This is a genomic window from Paraburkholderia steynii (assembly GCF_900100565.1).
Lineage (GTDB): Bacteria > Pseudomonadota > Gammaproteobacteria > Burkholderiales > Burkholderiaceae > Paraburkholderia > Paraburkholderia terrae.
The window spans coordinates 1-21,367 of the sequence record NZ_FNDI01000042.1 but is presented as its reverse complement, the minus strand read 5'-3'; the positions used below and the strand labels follow the sequence as shown (position 1 = coordinate 21,367).

The following is a 21,367-nucleotide window of genomic DNA, read 5'->3' as shown; positions in this document are numbered from 1 at the left end:
ATACGGTCGCAGCAGTCACAAAATCGCCGGGGGTATCGTGTCTTTAACTGTGTTCTTTACGAAGTCGTGCATCGTCAAATCGTACATCGCTGCCCCCGCGTGGCTCAGTCGAGAGAAACACCTGACCGTCCGCTCTCACCGATGGTAATGTTTGCGCGACGGCACTACTGTTCGACGCCGTACAGACGCTAGACGAGAAACGCCAGCATTTCCGGAAGCCAGCGCTCGCAGCGCAGGATAGCTGTGTACGCAACCAATGGCATCTTTGTAGGGCGACGCAACGGACAAATCGGTCGGCAGTGTCCGTTACTTAGATAATGTCGACGTTTGAATGTCCGGGGAGAGGCGCTGAGCGAAACTGGCCGCACTCGGTCCGACGTCGAGCGGAAGCCGTGATCGTCCCGCGATCAAATCCACATCGGATAACGGTCGACTCGCTACAGTCATAGGACCCGTTCAAAAACGCTCGTGCAGCGAATCAGCGACAGCGGAAGATTCCGAAAGCGAACACGCGCAGGCCTGCGCGTCTCAAAGCTAATACCTCAACAGATCAACCAGTGTCAGGCACCGGTACGTCGACAGTAGCCCCGTGTTATCAATCCGGGGATTTACGAGCCGAAATACACCGGCTTCATCCCATCATTTGCATCCGGATGGATTGAACCTTCGATTTTGGGCACTGGTGCAAATGGCGATGTGAAATCGGTTAAGGTGTGGGATTGAACGAACTGATGCTCACCGATGAGTAAGCTGAAAAGTCTTGACGAGTTGTTCGATGGGCGACACTTTGATCGCGAAATCATCATTCTTTGTCCGCTGGTACCTGCGCTACAAACTCAGTCTACGGGATCTCGTCGAGATGATGGCTGAACGGGGTATGTCGCTCGCACACACGACGATCCTGCGCTGGGTGCAGCGCTATGCGCCGGAGTTCGTCAAGCGCTGGAATCGTTTTGGCACGCCCGCGGGACAGTCGTGGCGTGTCGACGAGACCTACCTGAAGATTCGGGGCAAGTGGGCGTATCTCTACAGGGCGGTTGATCGGGCTGGTCCGACGGTGGACTTCATGCTGCGCGCGAAGCGCGACGTGAAGGTGGCCAAAGCCTTTTTCAGCAAGGCCATCAAACATCAGGGCCACCCCCCAAAGACCATCTCGCTCGATGGTTATGCCGCCTCGCACAGCGCGGTGCGCGAAATGAAGGTCGACGCTCTGCTGGCCCGAGGATACCGCGATTCGATCCTCGAAGTATCTGAATAACCTGATCGAACAAGACCATCGTAACGTCAAGTCCAGAACGAATGTCATGCTCGGTTTCAAACGTTTCGGGAACGCTGCGAATACGATTTCAGGGATCGAATTGTTGCATCGCATTCGCAAACGATAATTTGGCCTTGCCGGCTTGCGATTCAAAGATACGGCCGCTCCCGCACTGGAATGCCGTCCCATCCGTTCAATAAGATATCCTATCTATAGACATAACGTCGTTCCGACCGGCTATTTGCACCAGATCCGGCGTAAGTTTGTTCATACTTTCATGCTCAGCTGCGTCGTAACCGCGTCGAGATTACCGGCGGGCGGCCCCCATCGTTCTTTTTTGTCATGCAAATATTTGCATGATCGCCGCAATGTCATATGCTGAAATCCCGATCCCTCGATCACCTAACTGATGGCTTCCCATGTCGCCCTGCTTTTCGCCCCGATAAATACACTAGACGTGCTCAAGCGAGCCGGCCTGTTGGGCACATCCGCGCAGATTGCCGTCCTCGACTATCTGCAGCAGGCGGAGCACGGACATTTCGGCGCCGAGGAGATTCACCGCCGGATCGCCAAGAACGGCGAGCGAATGAACCTTTCTACCACCTATCGCGTGCTCAATCAGCTGGTGAGGGCAGGCTTCGTCGCGAATGTGCCACTTGGGAAGCATCACAGCCTCTACGAGCTGAATACTGGCATGGCGCACGATCATCTGGTTTGCGTCTTGTGTGGCCGCGTCGAAGAATTCTCCGACGTGACGATTAATCGGCGGCGCGCCGCCATCGCGAAGGAGTTCGGCTTGCGCGTCGTCGGCAAAACGCTGGCTTTGCGGGGTGTCTGCGCGGATTGCGCAGCGCGTGCGCATCCGGCAGGACCGCGTGTGAGGTAACAGCGCGATTCTCGCAGCAAGCTTCTCCGTGACCGTGAGCATTGCCCGCGGCGCTCCTTTGCGCGTCCGCGAACAAAGCGTCGTGAGTCGCGCGGTCTTCCGCTCAACATTCGCCACTCACGCGCCGCATTTCCCCGCTAGGCCGCCGCCGTGTCGCTCATGCGCGGCAACGCGCCGTTCTCCGCTTCGCCCGCCGGGCTGTCCACCTGCGCGCCTGCAACGGGCAAACGATACAGCCCGTCGTCCGTCTCCGGCTCCGCGCATTTCGACGCGAGTGAAGTCAGCAGGCCCATGCTGATCGCCGCGAGCACGAGTTCCGTCACGTTCTCGATCGCAAGCTTGTGCATCACGCTCGCGCGATACTTCTCGATCGTCTTCGGACTCAGGTTCAGATACTGGCCCACCTGCCGGTTGGTCCGCCCTTCCGCAATCAGCTTCAACACGCTGCGTTCGCGGGCCGTCAAGAGGTCCCATGCCTTCTTCGACGCCGCGATCTCGCGCCCCGTCACGAACGAATCGACCATGAAGCCATAGACGTCCGCGCTCAGATGCTTCTTGCCCTGCATGACCGTGCGCATCGCGAAGAGCAGTTCGTCGAACGACACGTCCTTCAGCACGTAACCGTCGACACCCGCGCGCAACGCCTCGCGCACATATTCCTCGCTCTGATGCACGGTCAACGCGATGATATGCACGAGCGGCGAGCGACGCTTGATTGCCGCCGTCGCGTCGATGCCGTTCATGCCGCGCATCGACAGATCCATCAGGATCAGGTCAGGTGCCAGCGACATGGCGAGCTGACACGCTTCCGTCCCGTCACGCGCCTCGCCCACGACTTCATATTCGCTTTGCGCCGACAGCATCGAGCGCAACCCGTTGCGCAGCAGGTCGTGGTCCTCTGCGATGATCACGCGATGTTTGATGTTCACGGTCGGCTCCTCGTGTCGTGAGTGTGCATGCCATAACATGGCGAGCACAAAATTCTTCTTCTTTCGATTGTTACTTTCTTTAACATTACGTATATATTTCGTTATGCTAACGCATAGCGGTGAAACCCTACCAGGCCTGCGCCCGGCTCAGAAGCAGCAAGGAGCTTGCCATCCTCGCAAAACCTGTAGGCATGCCCGGCCACTTAAAAACTGTCAAAGATCGGTAATTTTTGCACGCAAAAATGTTTCATTCCTGATCGGTTTCTTTCCGTTTCGCGTGCCCGTAATACTTTGGAAAAAGTCCCGTTCCGCAGTGAAGCATGAGTTATCCGGCAGTTTTCACCCCCACGGCATGCTCCGCTTTGCGATTCCTTCTTTGCGCGTGCCTGCACGCCGAAACACCCGACGAATTCGCCCTCGCCGCAGCCGCCTCACCTGTAACGTTTCTGTACAGTGGGTGAAAGCCCTCCGCGTTCCCCGCAGAAAAAGGGGAGATCGCCCCATTGCCGCCATCTGGACTGCGCACCACAATCAGAGCACGAGCGGAGATCCATCATGCGCGTGCATGCAGCGACACGACCGGCACCTACAGCATCCGCGCCATCTGTTCTGTCAGCCGTCGTGCTCGGTCCGGTTCTGGCGCAGTCCGCACACGCCGATATTTTCGGCAAGGTCGACAGCACGAGCGCAATCGTGCTGACCTATATGCGAGGACGGCAGCACGGGCCGCATCGCCTACATGCTGCAAAAGGACCTGCTGATGCCGTGGCGCACGGTATTGCAAAACGCCGTGCTCGGCATCGAGCTGTAACGTAAGGTCAAGCCGCCCGAGTGTAAGCGCTCGATCTGTACCGTTGCCTCGTTCTACCTAGAAGATGCAATCATCAGCCGCGACGGGCACGAGTGACCGACAGTGTCCACAAACTGCGGAGAATGGACACAGTGTCTCAGACAGTCGAATTGCCGGCCCAGCGACAGAACCGGCGGCATCCATTGGAGTGGAACCGATCGGTCGTCGAGCAGACATTTGAACCAGGAGCCTCGGTCGCCATCCAGACGATGAACAATAAGGCACCCGCATTGCACATGGCTAACACACACTTCGACGATCCGACCGGACTTTCGCGGGACAAGCTACCGCGCGTGACGTAGTGAAAATGGCGGCTGCCGCGTCGCACTATCCGGTGATCGGTTCATTTGCGACGCTCCCGCGTTACGAAGAAGTCGTCGGCAGCAGAACGAGGTTCTATCACAACACCGACCCGGTCGTCCTGCAGTCAGACTGGGACGTTCGGATCGCGAAAACCGGCTACACGCGCGAGGCTGGACGATGCATCGTGGTCGACGTCAACATGCCAGATGGCCAGTTGATCATCGCGCTGCTCGGCGCGCGCTCATCACATGCACGCTCCGCAGGCCTCGTCACGATTCGCCGTTGGCTTGATGGCGACGAGACGCCCGTTGTCACGCCGCGCAGGTACCATGCAAGCACCCAGATGCTACAGGACTGGATCGTTATCCGGCTCAAGACGGCCAAACATCGGGCAACATGCCGGTTACCATCCCCGCCATGCGCCTTTCGCCGCGACGCTGCCGGCCATACATTTCAGGGCGTCACGGCAGGGCACCTGATTACTCGCCCGGGCGCCGGGCTGCAGCCCCCGCTCCCTGCACGCGTGCCGTCAGATGTGACCTGAAGCCCATCGGGGACCATCGCGCCGCGAGCGTGGCTGCCTGGCCCCCAGCCGCCACCGCGCCCAACTGGAAGGCGATACCCGACTCGTCCAAAAAGACCAGTTTCATGCATTCCTCATCAGTTGCCGATGGGATTTATTGCGCGGCGATGCGGAGACCGGCCGTAAGCTCCACAACAGCCTGGGGAAAATGCCGCCTCGTGTTCGTCGCCAGGCAGCAATGCATGCCAGACACGGGCGGACGAATCCGCAGCACCGCGAATCCGGGTTGCACGATTTGCGCGTCGACATTCCTTTCCCTTCGATCTTTGTATCCTGCGGTTATCAACAGATTGCGGGATAATTAGCTGTACGATTCGCTGCTCTCGCATAGAATGTCGTTTTTCGCCGCGGCGGTTACGGAAAGCCGCTTGCCTGAAGGCAGACGCTCTTGGCGAAACTCGGAGAGTTGGGATTCCCGCGGGACGGGCCGGAACCACGGGATATTTTTGAGATAGCAGGAATCGGCGTGTCTGTGTCCCGGCTACGCTGCCCCACAGACTGACTGTCAACAACCAACGAAAGACTATGAGCGAAAGCGTATATGGAGAGCAGGCAACCGGGCGGGTGACCCACAGCCTGCTGCGACTCAGCACGGCGATGCGGAGCCAGGCATGGGAATGGGCGGAAGGCGCGGGTCTGACGCCTACCCAGGGCGAAATCCTCGTGCTGCTGATGCAGCGCAAGGGGCCGATGCGGCTCGGTGAGATCGCACGCGAAACCGCCTTGACAGCCGCGACCACGAGCGATGCCGTGAGCACACTGGAAACCAAGGGCCTCGTGGAAAAGCGCCGCGCACTCGATGACGGACGCGCACTTGCCGTGCGTCTGACGGCACGCGGGCGCACCGCGGCCAAGCGTGCCGCGCAATGGCCGGACTTCCTCGCGAAGGCAGTCGGCACGCTGCGCGACGAAGAGCAATCGACTTTCTACCGCACGCTGCTGAAGACCGTGCGCCAGCTCGAGATGCAGGATCATATTCCGCCGCACCGGATGTGCGTGACGTGCGTGCACTTCGAACCTGGCAAGAATCCGAAGAAGACACCGCACCATTGCGAACTGCTCGATCTGTCGATGGCGGATACGGACTTGCGGCTGGACTGCCCGGTGCATGAAACGGCCGACACCGCAACGCAGAAAAAGACCTGGAAGATCTTTGCGCAACAAGGCTGAGTTCGCCGGCGAAGCCGGCCGCCGGTGGCGCGCTGTCGGGCCGGCGGATCTTGCGCCGCCTGCGGTTGGGACGCTGCGTCTTAGTCAACCTGACGGTGCGATTTGTCGACGAATCGTGAAGCTCTGGCCATCCGGCAAACTTCACCGTCGCCCGCTCCCGGCCTCTGATGATGGACGACTCCCGTTAGATGGCAAGAGATGCCAAAGTGGACGAGTCGCGGAGTCACGACAGAGAAGCGTTAAACACGTCGGAACCTCATTGTTCACGGCGGCGCCTGAATTCCCGAAAGAGGCCTGTGCGGCCAGATGTTCTGGCCTGACCAACCGGCCCGTCACGTCTCAAGATTCTCGAGCCCGATTTCGGCATACCATTGCCTCAGCGCTTTTTCAACAGAGTCAGTTTCAAACGGATGCTCGATGTGACGCAATCCACCGGTGAACACATTTCGGCCTTATTCTTCGTCAAGGGACAACGCAGGATGGTACCTCAGTTCGCATCAGAGTTCTGTGGCGTTACCTACCGTCGCCGCGTTCGCTCTATCGGTCGGTGATTTGCGGCCACGACTGACCAGCGATGACAGGCCGTGCTCCGAGATGATTTTCCACATATGCGAGTGCGAATAGCTGACTCCGTACCGTGCCTCCACAGCCAGCCGCAATCGAGCATTTGTCCAACGTTCGGCATCGATACCACATACACGCGGAGACTGTTTCAGCACAGCGAGGAGCCAGACAAAACCTTCGGCCTCGAGCTTGGGTGGCTTGCCGGGTACGTTCGACAGATTGATAGTGCGCAACCGGTCACCGAATCCGAGATCAATGATGAGTTGCCGCACATAAACACGCGAAAAGGATAACCCGAACTCTCGCTGGATTAGCTGTCCGACGGCACCGATCGTCCAACGCTCACAATCGACCGCGTAGTCTCGAGGCCGACGTGCGAGCGCCTCGGTGAGCTTCGCCCTCGCCTTTCCATCAAGAGCCGATCGCCTGCCCCCCAAGGGGAGCATCCGAAGGCCTGCAATTCCTTCGCGTTCGACAATGGCTCGATACTTCCGGACCGTATTCTCGGAAAGATCGAGTGCTCGCGCGACATGCGCCACATCATGTCCATCCGTCAACATCTCGCCAGCCTTTATCCGAAGGGAAATTGTCGGTAACTCACGTGTCGGCATAGGCTCACTCGAGTAACGATCTCAGCTGATTGTGCCACAAAGCTCATGCATTGGATCCGAGGTCTTTGCGAAGACGAATCGCGATAGACTGACACCCGATGATATTTTGGCGAGAAGATATGAGGCTCAACAGGGTGGCAATGGAACATTCCACTTTCCGACATCACGCCTGGGAATGGCTCGCGCAACATGCGAGGCCGGCGTCGGTATGGCGCTTGATGACGTGCCCGCGCGGAGTGTGAAACTTGCATGCTCCGTTCTTCGGGGCTTCTGCGTCCATGAGGGCGTCGGGCAACTATCCAGGCTCGGGTCGTCCAATATATCCCGTCGTTGATCCGTCCAGCCGTGGCCTCGTGGGCGTACAAAACAGCGCGCTGGCGCGTTTCGCGATGTTCGCGCCATGTCCGGAAACTCTCGAATGCCTCGTTTGGCAACGCAAACGACGTCTGGACGAATGCTCATTGCATCGCATCCCTTCCTGTGGCGCATCGCCCAGTTCAATCGTTACGTTCAATCCTTATTCGCTGATGTCGGCCTGCGTCATCAGGTCATCGACGACGGTGCGAATGGCTTCATCCAGCCGCTCCGTTTCCAGTTGCGTCCGGATGCTGTCGCGCAATGTTTCAAAGCTGGGAATCCGCCTGTCTCCAGTCGCACCGGGCTCGCGCAATCGCTGATCATTGCCTTGTTTGGCGGGTGTATTGGGCGCGGTGTTCGCAAAAGATACAGGCGTTGACGGGTTGACCGGCGGCGATACGTTCCGTCTGACTTCGCTGTTTGCTTGCGGCGCCACCAAATCCCCGTCCGGCGCGGCGCGGCGAGCGAATGAAGTCAGCCGGCCGGCCGTTAGCGGACGATCAGCGGTCTCTGCGGAAACCGTCGATCTTTGCATGCTCGTCTCCAGGCTTTTCATGACCTGCGCATAGCGAGCCCAGACATCGGCCTCGGTCACTGCCGAGGGACGCACCGTATCGCGCAGGTACTGCCGGATAACTTCGATGGTTCCACTCGCTTCAGACGCTTGCCGGATACCCCGCGTCGCATTGACATGCCGCGGTTTCTCCGCAGCCTGCCGCAATAATTCCATTGCGATGAGGCGGTGCCTGAGCGTGCGGCGCAAGACAGTCGTGTCGCGCGCACCGGACACGGCAACCGCGTTATCGAGGTCCGCTTGCGTGATGATCTCATCGTTGACGGTCGCGACGACTGCGGATGACGGTGGTCGTGATCCACTCGTGGCAGCCAACGCCGATGTGCCGCCCTCTGCCATCACCCCAAGAGGACATGCACAGGCGACAAATGCGGCAAACCTGGTGAAGAAAGAATGGATCCTGCACGTCATCTGTTCGACCCTTTCGGCAGCATTTTTCAAACTGCCATCAGCACGAATTTACAAGGTCACGACGGATCCAGAACCTATCAAACAGGATAGGGATTTTTGCCCGGACTTTTTGGTAAAACTTCGGCTACCCTGGCTGAGTTGCACGCGGCGATCCGACATCCATCTGCGCAACATCCGCAGACGTGGCCTCGCGCAAATGGCCAGGGCGACGTGACACATCAATGTATGGCGAGTGATCGCGTCAATAAATCACCTCGGGGTGCGGACCATGCGCGTGACTACTGCGATGCAGACAGAAGAGCCGTTTGCGCTCATCCGTTTGATTACACAGAGCTATGCGAGGCTGGTACTCGTGGCCTTCGCGCTCGTTCCTGCTTATCTGATCGGCTACCTGTACTTCTTTCAGGACCGGACGCTCAAATTCGAGAATCACGCGTTTCATGAAATTGCTATCGCGGTGGCGACGCTTGAGGGTCTCTTTGTCACGTATGTGACGTGGCAGTGTTACCGCTCTTCCGGTGAGCCATTGCTGCGATGGATGATGCTAGGCTTCTTCGGGTTCGTCCTGATCTACGCGCTGCATGGAGCGTTCACGGGATTCGCGCATCACGACATCTGGCTCTTCCTCGCGTACGGGCCGGCGTCGCGGCTGGCAATGTCGGTTTTGCTGCTGGTCGCGCTGTTATCGTACCGGCAACCTGCAGACCCCGCCGGCCGGCGCGTGGGTAGAAGATACTGGCTGACCTGGACTATCATCTTCCTTGTCGTGGACGTCCTGGTCGCACTTCTGGCGACCTCGAGGTTTGCCGGCATTGCTCCGCTGCGACTCATGGAGAGCACCGCGCTCACTCTCTCAGTACTGAATGTCGCCGTCCTGATGTTGCGCCGGATCCGTTCCCCGCTGATGGTGATCTACGGCATCTCGGTGACGTCGTTTGCGCTGTCGTCGCTTGCGTTTCTTCTGGGAAGCCCGTGGAACCACATGTGGTGGCTGGCACATGTCATCTTCGCCAGCGGATTCTTTCTGCTCAGTTATGGCGTCGCCCAGGCCTTTCTCACGACCCGGTCATTCGCCACGATCTACAGTCATGAGGAATTGACAGCGCGGCTCGCCGAGGCGATGGCGCGCACGGAAAGCGCGTTGCAGGAACTGCAGCGCACTAACCAGAAGCTCGAGCATCTGGCAGCGACCGACCCGTTGACGGGAGCGGCGAACCGGCGTCATTTTATCGAACGTGTCGAAGCAGAAGTTGCACGCGCCCGGAGAGACGGTGTCCCGTTTTCCCTGCTCGCACTTGATCTCGATAACTTCAAATGGGTTAACGACGCCTATGGGCATCAGGTCGGTGACACAGTCCTGCAGGGATTTGTACAGGCATGCCTCGACGCGATCCGGCCATACAATGGCGTCGCTCGGGTTGGCGGTGAGGAGTTCATGGTGCTGCTGTCCCGCACGTCGCTAGATGCTGCCCTCGCGATCGGCGAGCGTATCCGCGCGGCGACTGCCGGCACCACATTCGCGGGTGAAACCGGACGCAAGGTTTCCATCACGGTCAGTATCGGCATCTCCCAGTTCGGCAGTGATGGCGACACGATCGATGCCCTTCTTCGTACCGCCGACCAGCGGCTCTACCACGCGAAGCGTCATGGCCGCAACCGTGTGACGGCTACATAGCAGGTGAATACGCGTGCAAGGATGGACGTGCGGATGAGATTAAACAACAAACAGGTCGCACGTTCGACTCGTTTTGCCACCCAATGACATTCAAGCCGCCCGGCGTATCCTGTCCTGTGGGGAGTGGGTCACCGCCGTCTTCCGTCGCATGTCCCGACTGATCCAGTCCATGCATGCAACAGATCACCCTGCTGGCCGGAACCCCGATGATGCCGGACGTGCCTGTCATGGTGATCTATGCACCGGTCGACAACCGACGCGGCATCCTGTACGTCGTAGAGGGCGCCTACATCGCAGACATTCTCGCGCGCGCCAGGACGTCGGGTGCAAGGAGCGCGTCGGTCTCAGATGGGACGGGCGGCACAATCACGAGCGACGGCCGGTTCGTGAAAACCGATGCACATGCGCCAGACATGAGTGAGATCCTCGTCCGGGTGGAAGCAGACGCCGCGCGGCTACGAGCAGATCTCATCCTGACCGAAATCTTTGCGTTACTGGCCGGCACTCACTGCCTGTGCGGTGCCGATTGGCGGGTATCACGCGGGTTTCACGCCGCGTCAGCGACTGGAAAGACAGGTTCGTGCAGGCCTGCGGCGCAATGAATTTTACGTGGAGTATCAGGCGATCGTCGACCTGGAAACGGGGGCGTGGACGGGTGCCGAGGCGCTGCTGCGCTGGCGGCATCCGCGGCTGGGTCTGATCATGCCGGGTACATTCATCGGCGAGATAGAGACAACTTCTGTCATTGCGCCGCTGACCGATTTCGTACTGGCGACGGCACTCACAGAACTGGAGTCCTGCAATTTTCCGGACGGCTTCAGGGTCAACGTGAATCTCGCACCGAAGCATATTGAAATGCACTGCTTTCCGCATGACATCGCTTCGACTCTCAGACATCGGCCCACGCGCTTCCAGGTTGTGCTCGAGATCACCGAGCGCGGACTGCTCAACGGCCTGGCCGCCAGCCACGGGAACCTGACGAGCCTCAGGCGCTATGGCGTGAAGTACGCTGTCGATGTTTTCGGCACGGATAACAGTAACCTCGCCCTGTTGCAACGTTTTCCGTTCGACTACATCAAGATCGACCGGCAGTTCATCATCGGAATAGCCGGTCACGGCCGACAGCTGGTTGAGGGAATCACCTATCTTGCAGACAAGCTTCACCTGACCGTGGTCGCAGAAGGTGTCGAGGAACCCGGGCAACGCGACGCGCTGAAGGAAATCGGCATCAGGTATGCACAGGGTTACCTGTTCCAGAGGCCGGCAGGCATCCTGGAGTTCGAGCGGATGTACCATCATTTACTTCACAACCCGTCGCAAGAACCGATGGATGAGCCAGGCCGATAACAAAGCCGTTCTGGCTCCGATACCCGATCTCCCCACACAGACCCTATCCTCCATAGCGCGGGTTCCATCCGGCATCTGTAAAGCCGGTTTCACTGCGTCGATCGCCCTCGTTGCCGCCCCCTGCTTTAGGAATGCCCGGGGCTGGACCTTTCAGAGGAGCTGGTGACAACATCACCATGATCCCAAGCCATCACGCGTCCCTTCCCGGACTCACGGTTCATCAGAGTTACCCGATACATGACGGTCGCCGTCTGCAGCCGACTGTTCCCATACGGGCGCATGGCAACAGTTGCCCGGGCGGCGCTGCGGGAATGCGTTGACGCCTTCACGTCACTCCCGCTAGCCGCTGCCCTCCAGATCCTCGTTCATGCGACGCCCGGCAGAATAGCCACCCATCAGGGCGTCGACCTCATTCAGAAAAGGTCTCCTATCCGCCGCTCCCAGCCGCAGGGGAGCGGCTGGCGAAGCGGGCAAACCAGCTCGGGTGATCCTCTCGACAGCGACATAGCCTGACCCATATCCCGGCGTGACGGAACGCTCGCCGCTGGTATCGATCTCGACGCTGACCTCGATTTGCACGGCGTGGTAGATATAGACACGCTTCACGTGATCTCCCGCATTTCCGGCCGCTGGCACGACGGGATCGCCGGACGTGTCCGGCCGGGTCGAGCGGAGTCGGCGAGGTCTCGGTAGCCCCCGTGCTATCCGACCGCGCTTAACCGGCTTCCATCACAATCCGGTACACAACGCGAAGCCGATCGCACCGGCCGGCCTCTGCATCATTCCAGAACGCCAAGCAGATCCTCGATGTGATCTTCGATGCGCGCCCGAGCTTCGGCCACCGCCTGTTCGGTCGTCCGGGAAACAAGCGGAAAGACCAGACCATTACCCTTGAATATCCCCGCATGGTGCATGCACCCATGCCTCGTAGGCAAACACGCCCGAATCCCGGCGTACGAGATTGACAGTCACATCGTATGTACGTTTCATTCCCGCTGATCGGGTGTAGGAGAACCGGTAAATCTCGGAATGGGCCATGAATGCCGCTTCCTCGCTGATAGTTTTATTTCTTTCCAGGACAGGCCGTTGGACGTCAACCAGCCCGCGCCGGACACACATCCCTGCGTATTCCACGCAAATCGAACAGCCATTCCACAGTAAAGCGAACGCCGATTCCACTGCAAAGCGAACAGCGATTCCACGCCATCGCGAACAAACAGGATGCAGCGACGCGGGTGTTTTGCCTTTTTACTCGGACTGCTACTTCGCGGTCAACTGACTCCGTGTCTTGCGCATCGATTCGCCGGCAAGCGTGATGCGATGAGCGTTGTGCACCAGCCGGTCGAGGATCGCGTCCGCGACCGTCGGTTCGCCAATTGCGTCATGCCAGAGGTCCACGGACAGCTGGCTTGTGGCCAGCGTAGATCGGTTGCCGTGACGGTCATCGAGGACCTCAAGCAGATCACGCCGCGCCGAGTCGCTCAGCGGCGTCATCGCCAGGTCGTCGAGGATCACGAGATCTGTCTTGGCGAGTTGCGCAAGCCAGCGTGCGTAACGGCCACTGCCGTGCGCGATGGCCAGTTCTTCACTGAGCTTTGGCACGCGCAGGTAACAGGCAGAGAAGCCCTGCCTGCAAGCTTGAACGGCGAAGGCGCAACCCAGCCAGCTCTTGCCGAGGCCGGTCGGCGCGACCAGGATCAGATTCTGGCGCTCCCGAATCCACTCACAGGTCAGCAGCCGCGCGGTGAGCGCGCGATCAAGTCCGCGGGCAGTTCGGTAGTCGATGTCCTCCGGCGAAGCGCTGGAGAACTTCAGTTTCGCGCGCCGCAGGCGCGCAGCCGTCTGTCGCGATTCCCGTTGGCTGGCTTCGCGCTCGACCAGCAGGCCGAGGCGCTCTTCGAAGCCAAGCCGGTCAATGCCCTCCTGAGCCTGCTGTTCGGCAAGGGCGGCGGCCATGCCGCTCAGGCGCAGTGCATGCAGTTTGTCGATGGTCGGATGATGAAGCATAAAATTCCTTCTTGATTTCAGTGATAGTAGGAAGGCCCGCGCACGTTGGCGTGCATGAGCGGCAGGTCGGCCTGGACCGTAGCCGTTTCTGGCTCCCGGTCCAGGCCGTTCTTCAGCGTCGAGGCAATAAACTTGTAGTTCGGCGCTTTCAGATCGATGGCACGGCGGCAGGCAGCCTCGAGCCGTTCGCGCCCGTAGTCCTTGCCCATGCGCAGCACGCCCAGACAGGCGCGGTATGCCTGCTGCGGATGCTTGCGCGCGCCCAGCAGGTGCTGGATGACGGCGGCGGTGTGCGGGCCAATGTCGGCGGCCCAGTTGGCCAGCCGCTGCGGGTCACAGCCCTTCACGACGGCCTGATGTTCCGGCGGCATGTGCGTGTCGATGGTGGTGTGGAAACGACGGCGGGAACTCTTGCCGTGCGCGGCAATGCGCTGGCCACGATGGAATATCTCGACGGTATTGGCCGTGACGCGCACATCGACTTGCTCGCGTGCATAACGGTACGACACGGAGTAGTAGTGCTGGTCTACTTCGACGTGATAGTCCGGCCCCACGCGAGCGACGATCCACTCCGCGTACTGGTAGGGTTTGTCTGGAAGCGGGCGCAGCGCTGGCCGATCGATTTCGTCGAAGACGCTACGGCGCGAGCCAGGCAGCTTCTTGAAGGGCCGGTTGTTCAGATCGACCAGCAACGCGGCGACAGCCCGGTTGGCCTCATCGAGGCTAAAGAAGCGCTGGTTTCGCAAGCGCGCGAGAATCCATCGCTGGACCAGGAGTACCGAGAGCTCGGCTTTCGGCTTGTCACGGGGTTTTCTCGGGCGCGCAGGGATGATGGCAGTGGAGTAATGCCTGGCCATCTCCTGGTAGGTCGGGTTGATCTGCGGTTCGTAGAAGTTGGCCTTGTGCACGCCGGACTTCAGGTTGTCGGGCACAAGAATCTCGACTGCGCCGTTGTAAAACGCAAAGGCGCGCACATGCGAGCCGATCCAGTCGGGCAGCTGCTGCGTCCACGTCAACTCGGCGAATGTGTAGCCGGACACGCCGAGCGCCGCAACGAACAGCTCAGCCTCGCGGATCTCACCCGTGTCGGGATTGATGATGCCGAGCTTCTTGCCGGAGTAATCGACGAACAGCTTCTGCCCCGGCATGTGCGTTTGCCGCAGCGTGACCGGCAGCCGCTGCGCCCATTCCTGATAGGCTCGGCAGAACCAGCTATAGCCGTAGCCCTCCGGATGCTGGGCCCTGTATTCCTGCCACAGCAAGTCCAGCGTCACGCCCGGTTTGCCGATCTCTCGATGTATCGTCGGCCAGTGCGGCATGCCTCGCGGCAGCTCGCGTGGCGCCGGCGGCGGATACAGCCGGGCTTCGAGTGCGGCGTCGTCGTTTGCCAGTGGTGCCGGCAGGGGCCACTGCAGCCCTGCCAGCTTTGCCCGATGCAGGTATTGCCACACCGTGGAGGTCGACGTGCCGATCGCATCGGCGATTTCCCGATGGGTGCGGTCGCACTCGAGGTGCAGCCGAAGGACTTCTCGAATTTTACGCATGGTCAACCTGATGTTTGCCATCCGGCACTCTCGACAAAAACGTCGAGCGTGCCATCGTTGACCCGCGTCGCTGCTACAGCGCCTTGCTGTTCGCTTTCGCGTGGAATCCCTGTTCGTTTTACCGTGGAATCGGCGTTCGTTTTGCCGTGGAATTCATGTTCGCTTTCGCGTGGAATTCACGTTCGATTTGGCGTGGAATATTCATCAATGTCGAACTACAACATCCTGTTTGATGCGGAGGCCGCCGTCCAGGAGATCGTGCCGCGCGTCGTTGAGCGGCATCGTGCAAAGGGAATCCTGACTTGGAATCGGCTGCATCGGCTGGAGGAAGAGGTAATGTCAGAAGTCTCGTCGAGCGGGCGATTCAGCAAGCGCCTGCTGGAAATAATCTTTGCACCTGCTGCAGTATCCTATCCTAACGATGATCGTCTCGCTTCCTTCGATGGCCATGACTTCGTCCCGGTTGTCTTTGGACCGATCGAGAAGGCGTGGCATCACGTCCATTGACGATCGTAGTCGCCGTAACCAAGCACTCTCCTGGAAAGACTCACCGAACTGGTCGACGTCTTGCGTTCCTAAAGGATCGGCTATTTTCAGGAATCAGTGGTCAACTAAAGAAAGCGATGAACAACCTGATTATCGGGCGATGGGAGTCGCCGTGGCCATCCGAACCCTATCTCGCGATACGCCTTGCGATCGATGTCCAAGACCGGAAAATCGTTATCCTTCACCAATTCGTCGAGCAGTCGTGGATTCCTTTTGAGGCGAGCGACGACGAATGCGTGAGAAATGAGATCGCCGGTCAGCTCGACATGGTCATCGAAGACCCGAAGTCATATGGCATGCGCCGCGCCGACCAGATTCCTGCTGCCTGGCAGTATGACGAGGCGCATCCCGGTGAAGTGAATATCGGCTGTCCGGTCCCAATCCCAGTCCAGGAACACGTTTTCGATAGTGCATTTGGACATTCAGGGCGGCGCAAAAAAGCAGCCAAGACTCGCCAATCAAAGGGAAAGTAGCAAACGCGGACGGATATCTGTTTTGATGCGCTCACGTTATGTCTTCCCTAGTCTTCGAAGGGAATGTGCTGGCCCGCGCGAGACTGCATTCCGAGCTTGCCGTCACTCCCCATTGCGTCCTGCCATGCGATCATCGCGTCTGCAACGGCATCCCGTTCGCCGCTGAACGCGAGCACGGTTTCACCGCATGATGGGCAGATGCCGCCAAATGCAGCACGGATGCCCCGCATGTTTCGAGTATCCATTGCGTCAAAGTCGGTGAACTCCGTTTTGCAAGCACCACACACCAGCTTTTCCGGGCGCAGCGCGTCCGTCTTTGCCTTCGCTTGTGCGACGCGCTGCTCTTTCGTACCACGCTGTTTTGCTTGCCCCATCAAAATCGCCCGTTCCCGTTTTCCAGTGCAGCGTTCAAAGCTTTTGACCAAAAAGATCGAGGCTATTTAGACATTTCTTAACGACTTCGTCGATCGACCGTTCGTCTGCGAACGTCACCACAGTGACAATGCGCGAGTTCACATCGGGCTGATCCTGCGGCGCTTCGACCGTGGCATCCCGGTCGAGGACGTGCTTCAAATCACTCGGGAAGCGCGCAAGCGCGACGGCCACTTCATCCTTTGTCTTCTCCGTACGGAACGGATCAGCGTGTGAAGGTCCGTTGTATTGGTAGCAGGCGCGGTACGTGAATCGGTTCTGGTTTTCTCCGTTTCCTCCGTGTTGCTTCGGGCTACATGTCGCGTGAGGCTGCGGCCGTGTTTTCCTGTGTCCTGTGAGCCGGTTCGCGGTTGCCCAACTGGCCGGGCAACGATCAACCGGCTTCTAAGCGCCGTCAGTGATGTTTCGTCATCGCTTGGGCAAACTCAACGAACTTTGTCTGCGGGCTTGAAACATCGGGCACCGCTATCAAACCGCCGATCGGTCCCAGCCCTCCGCAATGGCGTGGTTCACCCGCTCGGATAGTTGAACGGCAGCCTCGGTTGCGCTATTCCCACCGCCAGTCAAAACCTTGTAGCGTTTGATCATGCTCTCTCACTTGTTGCCGGCAACTGGCCAGCCTGCTTTCACGCCTTTTGTTTTCCAGTTTATCGGCTTGTGCCGTGATTACTTAAGCAACTGCATCCCTGCGACCTTCGAGGCCGTCACATCGAAAGTTGCCGTGTACTCGCACTCGGCATCGTACCCTGAACGCTCGATCATGCAGTCCGCGAAATCCGCCTTCGCGGATGCCACGAAAACGCGAAGCGCCTTTCGCACCGTGTCAGCAGCTTCAACGACCAGTTCCTTGGTACCGATCATCGACTCGATGATGTCCTTCATCTGCTCGCGCTCGACGCCGTAGCACCGCCCGAGCACCCACACGACCTCAACCAGTGCGACCTGCGAAACGTAACCCGGCCGTTCGGCGGACAGTGAATCCATCAGCGCCGTAGCCTTCTTCGACTGCACGGCGTCGTCCTGTGCGAAGTAACGGACCAGCACGTTCGTATCCAGTCCGATCATCGCGCGGATGCCCCCTGCTCGGCGATGGCCCGGTTCATGTCCTCAACGGACACCGGTTTCACGGGCTTCTTCACGATGCCCTTGAGGGACGCAAGCGAGCGCGTGGCCGGGTAGACCTCATACCGACCCGTTGCCTCGTTGAGGCTGAATTCGATCCGGTCGCCGGCCTTCAGGCCAAGCTGATTGCGCACGTCCACGGGGATCGTGACCTGGCCCTTCGAAGTGATAGTTGCTGCTGTCATCGTGGCACCTCCAATGCTCCTTACTTTAAGGTAAGGAAAACAGAAAAGCAAGGACTGAAGGTGGCGGAATTTCGCCCGGTGAGGATTTTGGCGTGCTTGGGTTCCCTGCGCGTCACCGAGGCGACCAGTCGCTTTCCCGAACGCGACACCTTCACCTCCTCGGAAAAATCGATGCAGCGGTTGGAGGACGAGGCCCCGACTCGCACCTTCTGTTAAACGCGGTTCTACGCGGGTTACACTGGAAAGGAGCGCCAAACGCGTTCTCTCTCGTAACAAGCTCGATTTTCAAGCGCATTACGAGATACGAAGCATGGAGAAAATGAAAAAACCCGCGGTTCCGAAGAACGCGCAGGCTGTAGAAAGGTTGCAAACGGCGAAGGAAGCCGAAATTGATCGCCGGCGGCAGACGCGACGCGCCGACTCCATCCAACGGTCGACCTCCGCAAATACGGTGGGCGATCGTATTTGACACCCCGGCCTTTCGAGCCTTCACGCGCGCAGCGAAGTCGGCGGCCATCGAGTCAACGCTTGCCACCCAGTCGTACATCTTCACCCGCTCCAGCGCTTGCCCTTTCACTCCGAAGAGATGAAGACGCGCACCGGGCGGCAGATGTCCCTCTAGCCCTTCAAGAATCGCGAAGAGACCGGGTCGTGGGTCAGTCAGATGCCGACGGCATACCGAACCGAGACCGATCAGCGCCGGCGGCGCAAGCCACGGCATCCAACGCTCCCAGACCTGCATCATCAGGTCGATGCTTCTGCGGTAATCGTCGGCCGACCCCTGCGCAACCGGTACAGGAATGCGGACCATGTTCTGAACTGAACGAGTATTCATGGTTTTTGCCAGTTCGTTTTGCCACGCGTAGACGACCTGTAGCATCCCTTCGAGCAACGTGGCAGTTGCGTTGACACGGTAGTCGATCGCATCCTGATTGGGCGCAATAGCCGGCTCTCAACACATATCCGGCTGTGCAACTGCGTATTTCGGACGAACGTGACCGGCCGTTTCGGGATGGTGACCGGCGATTTCGGCAACGTGACCGGGCATTTCGGGAACGTGACCGAGCGGACCGGAAGGCAGGATTGGCGTTGCGCATGACATCAACTACGCGGGCTATGCTCGCCGGCTTTTGCCGGAGAGAGCATGCCCGCGCACCGGATGAACATGCGCATGATCAAGGACGTTATACGACTTAAATTCGACGGCGGTTTCTCGCACGATCGGATCGCCGCGTCACTGGGCATATCCAAGGGCGTGGTCACGAAGTACATCGGACTGGCCGGTGCCGCCGGGCTGGACTGGGCAAGCGCCTGCGATATGGATGAAGGCGAACTCGAGCGGCGGCTTCTCGGCAAACCCACCGGGCCGGCAGGCTACGCCCAGCCCGACTACGGACGCATCCATCAGGAGCTGCGTCGCAAGGGCATGACGCTGACGTTGCTGTGGGAGGAGTACCAGGCCGAGTTCGCGGACCGGCAGACCTACCGCTATACGCAGTTCTGCGAGCACTACAAGGCGTTCACGAAACGCCTGAAGCGCTCGATGCGTCAGATTCACCGCGCCGGCGAGAAGCTGTTTGTCGACTTCGCCGGCCCCACGTTGCCGCTGACGACTGGACGCCGCGCGCACATCTTCGTGGCGGCCATGGGCGCATCGAGCTACACATTCGCCTGTGCGACGCCGGCCGAAACGATGGAGGACTGGCTGGGCGGCATCGCACGTGCGCTGACCTTCTATGGCGGCGTGCCGCAGCTGATCGTGCCGGATAACCCGCGCGCGATGATTGCCGATCCCGATCGCTATGAACCTCGCGCCGGCGACACCGTGCTGGACTTTGCGCGTCACTACGGCACGTCATTCCTTCCTGCACGCGTATATCGTCCGCAGGACAAACCGAAGGTAGAGGTTGCGGTCCAGGTCGTCGAACGCTGGATCATGGCGCGCCTGCGTCATCATCGGTTTGAGTCGGTCCACTCGGTCAATGAGGCGATCCGCCCGCTGCTCAGGAACCTGAATGAGAGGCCGTTCCAGAAGCTGCCGGGATGTCGCGCCAGCGCATTCGCCCAGCTGGACGCGCCGGCACTGCAGCCGCTGCCGGCACAGCCCTATGAGCTCGCGCGCTTCAAGACAGTGACGGTTCACATCGACTATCACGTCGAGATCAACAAACACCGCTACAGCGTGCCGCACGCGCTTGTCGGTCTCAAGCTCGATGCGCGCATCACGGCGGGCGCTGTCGAACTGCTGCATCGCGGTCGCCGTGTCGCCAGCCACGCACGCAACGACCGCGCAGGCGGCTACACCACCGTCGTCGAGCACATGCCGGCGGCGCACCGCGCTCATCTGGAATGGACGCCGCAGCGGCTGATTCATTGGGGACAGCAGATCGGCGCGGCAACCGGCGCGCTTGTTACCCGGCTGCTGCAGGAGCAACGCCATCCGGAACACGGCTATCGGGCGTGCCTCGGATTGCTCTCGCTCTCACGTCGCTATGGCCGCGAACGTCTCGAAGCCGCCTGTGCGCTAGCACTGGAGCTGGGCGTGCACCGTTACCGCCACGTGCGCGACATCCTGATCAACAACCGCGACCGCGCTGCAGTGGCAACGCCTGCCGACTGGATCAGCCCGAGCCACGCGCATGTACGCGGCCCCGGCTACTACCAATAAGGAAGATCCACCATGATGATGCAACAGACACTGACGCAACTGCGCACCCTGAAGCTGGACGGTTTCGCTGACGGCCTGGAAGAACAACTGACGCAGCCCGGTGCGGCCAGCCTGAGCTTCGAGGAACGCCTGTCACTGCTGGTCGACCGGGAAGCCAGCTGGCGTGATGATCGCCGTCGTACCCGACTGCTCAAGCAGGCGCGCCTCAAGTATCCGCAAGCCGCCATTGAAGATCTCGACACGCGCGCTGGCCGTGGCGTCGATCCGCGCTCACTCACGAGTCTCGCGCTCGGTGACTGGGTCGAAGCCGGCTACAGCCTGCTCATCAGCGGTCCAACCGGCGCTGGGAAATCGTGGCTCGCTTGCGCCCTGGCCCAATACGCTTGCCGGCGCGGGCATTCAGCCTTGTATCTGCGCGTGCCGCGACTTGGCGAGGAGCTTCGCGTTCTGCACGGCAATGGCGGCTTCACAAAATGGCTGCTGCAGGTCGCCCGCGTTGACGTGCTCCTGCTGGACGATTGGGGAATGGCTCCCCTCGACGCGATGGTCCGAAACGATCTGCTCGAGATGATCGATGACCGCTCGGCGGGAAAGGCGACCATCATCACCAGCCAGTTACCGATTGAGCACTGGCATGGATGGATCGGCGACGAGACCATCGCCGACGCAATGCTCGACCGTCTCATGCAGCGTCATCACCGGATCACGCTCACCGGTGAATCCCTCAGAAAGGCATCCCCAAAACCCAACGTCCTGGAGCCCGAACTCGACCAGAACTGACAAGAAAATCTACAATCAACACCGCGCAACGCCCAACCCCGCCGAATCGGTCACGTTCCCGAAATCGGCGGTCACGTTCGCCGAAATACGCA

22 protein-coding genes and 2 pseudogenes are annotated in these 21,367 nt (G+C 59.7%); 12 read left to right on the top strand and 12 right to left on the bottom strand.

Annotated features, from left to right (window positions below):
* The first annotated feature begins 741 nt into the window (after positions 1-741).
* Positions 742-1,458: pseudogene (locus BLT65_RS41650) on the top strand (IS6 family transposase).
* 209 nt (positions 1,459-1,667) lie between these two features.
* A complete protein-coding gene (locus BLT65_RS41645) occupies positions 1,668-2,144 on the top strand; it encodes a Fur family transcriptional regulator (protein ID WP_091789804.1) in 477 nt (158 codons plus the stop codon).
* Positions 2,145-2,281: 137 nt separating this feature from the next.
* On the opposite strand, the gene BLT65_RS41640 is transcribed toward BLT65_RS41645, so the two are convergent.
* Complete coding sequence (locus BLT65_RS41640) at positions 2,282-3,073, bottom strand: response regulator (protein ID WP_091789800.1); 792 nt, start codon at positions 3,071-3,073, stop codon at positions 2,282-2,284.
* Positions 3,074-3,782: 709 nt separating this feature from the next.
* Here BLT65_RS41640 and BLT65_RS48220 point away from each other — a divergent pair.
* The 3 genes and pseudogenes from BLT65_RS48220 to BLT65_RS41625 form a co-directional block, all read left to right on the top strand.
* Positions 3,783-3,881: pseudogene (locus BLT65_RS48220) on the top strand (ABC transporter ATP-binding protein); the annotation flags it as partial.
* 349 nt (positions 3,882-4,230) lie between these two features.
* Positions 4,231-4,770, top strand: a complete 540-nt coding sequence (locus BLT65_RS41630; RefSeq protein ID WP_244187009.1) for a D-alanyl-D-alanine carboxypeptidase family protein — start codon at positions 4,231-4,233, stop codon at positions 4,768-4,770.
* A 564-nt stretch (positions 4,771-5,334) separates the two neighbouring features.
* Positions 5,335-5,979, top strand: coding sequence for a MarR family winged helix-turn-helix transcriptional regulator (locus BLT65_RS41625; RefSeq protein ID WP_091789797.1), 645 nt, complete (start codon positions 5,335-5,337; stop codon positions 5,977-5,979).
* A 497-nt stretch (positions 5,980-6,476) separates the two neighbouring features.
* On the opposite strand, the gene BLT65_RS41620 is transcribed toward BLT65_RS41625, so the two are convergent.
* Both BLT65_RS41620 and BLT65_RS41615 read right to left on the bottom strand, forming a co-directional pair.
* On the bottom strand, positions 6,477-7,154 hold the full coding sequence (locus BLT65_RS41620; protein ID WP_091789795.1) for a winged helix-turn-helix domain-containing protein: 678 nt from the start codon (positions 7,152-7,154) through the stop codon (positions 6,477-6,479).
* Between the two features lie 517 nt (positions 7,155-7,671).
* Entirely contained in the window at positions 7,672-8,496 is an 825-nt protein-coding gene (locus tag BLT65_RS41615; RefSeq protein ID WP_091789792.1) for a SurA N-terminal domain-containing protein, read from the bottom strand.
* Between the two features lie 274 nt (positions 8,497-8,770).
* Here BLT65_RS41615 and BLT65_RS41610 point away from each other — a divergent pair, with 274 nt between their 5' ends.
* The 3 genes from BLT65_RS41610 to BLT65_RS48210 all read left to right on the top strand — a co-directional run bounded on the left by BLT65_RS41610 (position 8,771) and on the right by BLT65_RS48210 (position 11,518).
* Positions 8,771-10,171 (top strand): GGDEF domain-containing protein, encoded by a 1,401-nt coding sequence (locus BLT65_RS41610; RefSeq protein ID WP_091789867.1) that lies wholly within the window; start codon positions 8,771-8,773, stop codon positions 10,169-10,171.
* A gap of 173 nt (positions 10,172-10,344) precedes the next feature.
* Positions 10,345-10,773, top strand: a complete 429-nt coding sequence (locus tag BLT65_RS48215) for a hypothetical protein (RefSeq protein WP_244187007.1) — start codon at positions 10,345-10,347, stop codon at positions 10,771-10,773.
* Positions 10,774-10,780: 7 nt separating this feature from the next.
* On the top strand, positions 10,781-11,518 hold the full coding sequence (locus tag BLT65_RS48210; RefSeq protein ID WP_244187005.1) for an EAL domain-containing protein: 738 nt from the start codon (positions 10,781-10,783) through the stop codon (positions 11,516-11,518).
* Between the two features lie 339 nt (positions 11,519-11,857).
* Here the strand turns inward: BLT65_RS48210 and BLT65_RS41600 are convergent, their stop codons facing one another.
* The 4 genes from BLT65_RS41600 to istA (BLT65_RS41580) all read right to left on the bottom strand — a co-directional run bounded on the left by BLT65_RS41600 (position 11,858) and on the right by istA (BLT65_RS41580) (position 15,090).
* Positions 11,858-12,124 (bottom strand): hypothetical protein, encoded by a 267-nt coding sequence (locus BLT65_RS41600; RefSeq protein WP_091789789.1) that lies wholly within the window; start codon positions 12,122-12,124, stop codon positions 11,858-11,860.
* Positions 12,125-12,297: 173 nt separating this feature from the next.
* Positions 12,298-12,432: a hypothetical protein gene (locus tag BLT65_RS48520; protein WP_279634514.1), complete on the bottom strand. Its 135-nt coding sequence runs from the start codon at positions 12,430-12,432 to the stop codon at positions 12,298-12,300.
* Positions 12,433-12,778: 346 nt separating this feature from the next.
* Positions 12,779-13,525, bottom strand: coding sequence for an IS21-like element helper ATPase IstB (gene istB, locus BLT65_RS41585; RefSeq protein ID WP_091789783.1), 747 nt, complete (start codon positions 13,523-13,525; stop codon positions 12,779-12,781).
* A 17-nt stretch (positions 13,526-13,542) separates the two neighbouring features.
* On the bottom strand, positions 13,543-15,090 hold the full coding sequence (istA, locus tag BLT65_RS41580; protein ID WP_091789780.1) for an IS21 family transposase: 1,548 nt from the start codon (positions 15,088-15,090) through the stop codon (positions 13,543-13,545).
* 186 nt (positions 15,091-15,276) lie between these two features.
* On the opposite strand from istA (BLT65_RS41580), the gene BLT65_RS41575 reads away from it, so the two are divergent.
* Both BLT65_RS41575 and BLT65_RS41570 read left to right on the top strand, forming a co-directional pair.
* Positions 15,277-15,576: a DUF2471 family protein gene (locus BLT65_RS41575; protein WP_091789777.1), complete on the top strand. Its 300-nt coding sequence runs from the start codon at positions 15,277-15,279 to the stop codon at positions 15,574-15,576.
* Positions 15,577-15,692: 116 nt separating this feature from the next.
* Positions 15,693-16,088, top strand: a complete 396-nt coding sequence (locus BLT65_RS41570; RefSeq protein WP_091789774.1) for a hypothetical protein — start codon at positions 15,693-15,695, stop codon at positions 16,086-16,088.
* Between the two features lie 47 nt (positions 16,089-16,135).
* On the opposite strand, the gene BLT65_RS41565 is transcribed toward BLT65_RS41570, so the two are convergent.
* The 5 genes from BLT65_RS41565 to BLT65_RS41545 form a co-directional block, all read right to left on the bottom strand.
* Complete coding sequence (locus BLT65_RS41565; RefSeq protein WP_091789771.1) at positions 16,136-16,462, bottom strand: transcription initiation factor IIE subunit alpha family protein; 327 nt, start codon at positions 16,460-16,462, stop codon at positions 16,136-16,138.
* 34 nt (positions 16,463-16,496) lie between these two features.
* Positions 16,497-16,694: a hypothetical protein gene (locus BLT65_RS41560; protein WP_091789768.1), complete on the bottom strand. Its 198-nt coding sequence runs from the start codon at positions 16,692-16,694 to the stop codon at positions 16,497-16,499.
* Between the two features lie 492 nt (positions 16,695-17,186).
* On the bottom strand, positions 17,187-17,585 hold the full coding sequence (locus tag BLT65_RS41555) for a PIN domain-containing protein (RefSeq protein ID WP_091789765.1): 399 nt from the start codon (positions 17,583-17,585) through the stop codon (positions 17,187-17,189).
* Positions 17,582-17,827 (bottom strand): AbrB/MazE/SpoVT family DNA-binding domain-containing protein, encoded by a 246-nt coding sequence (locus BLT65_RS41550; protein WP_091789762.1) that lies wholly within the window; start codon positions 17,825-17,827, stop codon positions 17,582-17,584. Before BLT65_RS41550 ends, BLT65_RS41555 begins: the two co-directional genes overlap by 4 nt.
* 151 nt (positions 17,828-17,978) lie before the next feature.
* Entirely contained in the window at positions 17,979-18,719 is a 741-nt protein-coding gene (locus BLT65_RS41545; protein ID WP_167306647.1) for a deazapurine DNA modification protein DpdA family protein, read from the bottom strand.
* A 252-nt stretch (positions 18,720-18,971) separates the two neighbouring features.
* Here BLT65_RS41545 and istA (BLT65_RS41540) point away from each other — a divergent pair, with 252 nt between their 5' ends.
* Positions 18,972-20,495 (top strand): IS21 family transposase, encoded by a 1,524-nt coding sequence (gene istA, locus BLT65_RS41540; RefSeq protein WP_091789756.1) that lies wholly within the window; start codon positions 18,972-18,974, stop codon positions 20,493-20,495.
* Positions 20,496-20,507: 12 nt separating this feature from the next.
* Complete coding sequence (gene istB, locus BLT65_RS41535; protein WP_091789752.1) at positions 20,508-21,275, top strand: IS21-like element helper ATPase IstB; 768 nt, start codon at positions 20,508-20,510, stop codon at positions 21,273-21,275.
* Positions 21,276-21,367 lie beyond the last annotated feature (92 nt).

Excerpts from the sequence above, each read along its gene's own strand:
- BLT65_RS41550 (WP_091789762.1), bottom strand. The coding sequence starts at position 17,827 with ATGACAGCAGCAACTATCACTTCGAAGGGCCAGGTCACGATCCCCGTG.
- BLT65_RS41645 (WP_091789804.1), top strand. The coding sequence starts at position 1,668 with ATGGCTTCCCATGTCGCCCTGCTTTTCGCCCCGATAAATACACTAGAC.
- istB (WP_091789752.1), top strand. The coding sequence starts at position 20,508 with ATGATGATGCAACAGACACTGACGCAACTGCGCACCCTGAAGCTGGAC.
- BLT65_RS41630 (WP_244187009.1), top strand. The coding sequence starts at position 4,231 with ATGGCGGCTGCCGCGTCGCACTATCCGGTGATCGGTTCATTTGCGACG.
- BLT65_RS41565 (WP_091789771.1), bottom strand. The coding sequence starts at position 16,462 with ATGGGGCAAGCAAAACAGCGTGGTACGAAAGAGCAGCGCGTCGCACAA.
- BLT65_RS48215 (WP_244187007.1), top strand. The coding sequence starts at position 10,345 with ATGCAACAGATCACCCTGCTGGCCGGAACCCCGATGATGCCGGACGTG.
- BLT65_RS41620 (WP_091789795.1), bottom strand. The coding sequence starts at position 7,154 with ATGCCGACACGTGAGTTACCGACAATTTCCCTTCGGATAAAGGCTGGC.
- BLT65_RS41555 (WP_091789765.1), bottom strand. The coding sequence starts at position 17,585 with ATGATCGGACTGGATACGAACGTGCTGGTCCGTTACTTCGCACAGGAC.
- BLT65_RS41575 (WP_091789777.1), top strand. The coding sequence starts at position 15,277 with ATGTCGAACTACAACATCCTGTTTGATGCGGAGGCCGCCGTCCAGGAG.
- istA (WP_091789780.1), bottom strand. The coding sequence starts at position 15,090 with ATGGCAAACATCAGGTTGACCATGCGTAAAATTCGAGAAGTCCTTCGG.
- istB (WP_091789783.1), bottom strand. The coding sequence starts at position 13,525 with ATGCTTCATCATCCGACCATCGACAAACTGCATGCACTGCGCCTGAGC.
- BLT65_RS41625 (WP_091789797.1), top strand. The coding sequence starts at position 5,335 with ATGAGCGAAAGCGTATATGGAGAGCAGGCAACCGGGCGGGTGACCCAC.
- istA (WP_091789756.1), top strand. The coding sequence starts at position 18,972 with ATGCCCGCGCACCGGATGAACATGCGCATGATCAAGGACGTTATACGA.
- BLT65_RS41570 (WP_091789774.1), top strand. The coding sequence starts at position 15,693 with ATGAACAACCTGATTATCGGGCGATGGGAGTCGCCGTGGCCATCCGAA.
- BLT65_RS48520 (WP_279634514.1), bottom strand. The coding sequence starts at position 12,432 with ATGCACCATGCGGGGATATTCAAGGGTAATGGTCTGGTCTTTCCGCTT.
- BLT65_RS41615 (WP_091789792.1), bottom strand. The coding sequence starts at position 8,496 with ATGACGTGCAGGATCCATTCTTTCTTCACCAGGTTTGCCGCATTTGTC.